Origin of the sequence: Allomuricauda sp. CP2A (genome assembly GCF_001683915.1) — a bacterium.
GTDB lineage: Bacteria > Bacteroidota > Bacteroidia > Flavobacteriales > Flavobacteriaceae > Flagellimonas.
This window is the reverse complement of sequence record NZ_LXTT01000085.1, coordinates 1-1,785: the sequence shown is the minus strand read 5'-3', so window position 1 is coordinate 1,785 and position 1,785 is coordinate 1. Positions and strand designations below refer to the sequence as shown.

3 protein-coding genes are annotated in these 1,785 nt (G+C 40.8%); all 3 read left to right on the top strand.

The window, feature by feature from the left end:
• Positions 1 to 262 precede the first annotated feature (262 nt).
• Positions 263 to 481, top strand: coding sequence for a hypothetical protein (locus A7D14_RS10325; protein WP_067033908.1), 219 nt, complete (start codon positions 263 to 265; stop codon positions 479 to 481).
• On the top strand, positions 481 to 789 hold the full coding sequence (locus tag A7D14_RS10320; protein ID WP_067033905.1) for a type II toxin-antitoxin system RelE/ParE family toxin: 309 nt from the start codon (positions 481 to 483) through the stop codon (positions 787 to 789). Before A7D14_RS10325 ends, A7D14_RS10320 begins: the two co-directional genes overlap by 1 nt.
• A 189-nt stretch (positions 790 to 978) precedes the next feature.
• Entirely contained in the window at positions 979 to 1,662 is a 684-nt protein-coding gene (locus tag A7D14_RS10315) for a hypothetical protein (RefSeq protein ID WP_067033901.1), read from the top strand.
• The last annotated feature ends 123 nt before the right edge of the window (positions 1,663 to 1,785 follow it).

The window sequence follows — 1,785 nt, the reverse complement described above, 5'->3', positions numbered from 1 at the left end:
ACAGTAAATAATATCAGTACATCTATATTTGATAGCATCTCGGATAATCTAACCCAAATTGATAAATATGCTAGCAATTTAGAAAAAAACTAAATATAATTTAATCACCCCGCTATCGCGAGCCTCTTGGCTCGTACCGAATACAAGTAATCAAAATGTTAAGTGAATGGAACGACGTGACGCCTGCCTGCCGATAAAGGCAGGCTCGCAACAACAATAGGGAACCGATTAAAATTGTATCTTTGGGATAAACCCTAATGCTATGGATTTAAAGACTTCCAAGTTAGAATTGATTCAGGCCATATTGAAAATCGATAATGAAAGTATTATCGAGAAAATGACCAATATGCTCCGAAAAGAGCAAGGGGATTTTTGGAATGAACTGTCCACAGAACAGCAACAAGAGATAAAAAAAGGGTTAGCGGAACTCGATGAAGGAAAAAGAGTTTCATACAATTCCTTTATTAAGAAAATCTCTTGATGGAAGTATTTTTATCCGAGCTTGCTGAATCAAAACTTTTAAAACTAAACGATTATCTTATTGAAAAATGGGGAGTCAAAGCAAGGGATAGGTTCTTTCAAAAACTCAATCAAAAGATTTCCCAAATCTCCTCACAACCTGAAAGCTGCCCACAATCAACCGAATTGAAGGGACTTTACAAATGTGTAATCACAAAACAATCTACATTTTTCTATCGCATCCTATCGAAAACAAATGAAATTGAAATTGTTACCGTTTTTGACACCAGACAAAACCCTGACTCTTTAAAAACAGACATTAAACAGTAACCCCTGGCTAGCGGAAGCCTCATGGCTTGTGCCGAGTAAAATTATACAAAACCCCACTGACTATCCGCAACACCTCCACCACACTTTACACTTCCCCTCAGGAAAAAGCCCCTCAACTTTAAAAATTTAGTGGTATCTTTTAGAAACCATCGTAATGATGCCAATTTCAGACCATTAAATCCTTAAAAAATGAAACAAATTATAATTGCACTAGCCTTTTCCGGAGTTTTAATTTCCTGCAACTCTTCAGGCAAGGACAAAAACGAAACCGACACATCAACTGCAAAGGAAGCCGTAAACGACAGCACCGCAACGCAGGCCAAAAACAACTACGTTGCCATCGACACCGAGGAAGCCTTAATTGCAACTTCCTTAATGGCCGCTCCAGAAGCAAGCCGAGATGGATGTAAGGTCATAGGCTACAATATGGACGGGGAATTTGTGACGCTCCGTGAGGGAGACAACGAATTCATCGTTCTTGCCGATGACCCGAAAAAATCGGGGTTCAATGCGGCATGCTACCACAAAAGCCTGGAACCTTTTATGGCGAGAGGTCGGGAACTACGGGCCGAGGGAAAGACCGGACCGGAAATTTTTGATATTCGGGAAGCGGAGGCAAAATCGGGCAAACTGGATATGGGAAAACCGGGATCTACCCTACATATCTATTATGGCCCCAATGACCGCTACGATCCCGAAACCTACAAAGTGGAAGGCGCGAAATACCGTTATGTGGTTTATTTGCCCTTTGCCACTGCCGAATCCACAGGGCTTCCCGAAAACCCTGTTGGGCCAAACCATCCCTGGATCATGAATCCCGGAACCCACAGGGCCCATATTATGATCTCGCCATTACCTGACAATAAAGAGTGAACACCTTACCCATTTCCCATTGCGGAAAAGCGTAATTAATCATATAAATTTGGTAGTATCATTTGGCATTGTTAAGTGACCGATTAAAGGTATATGTAGATGTAAAACATATTTATATAAATA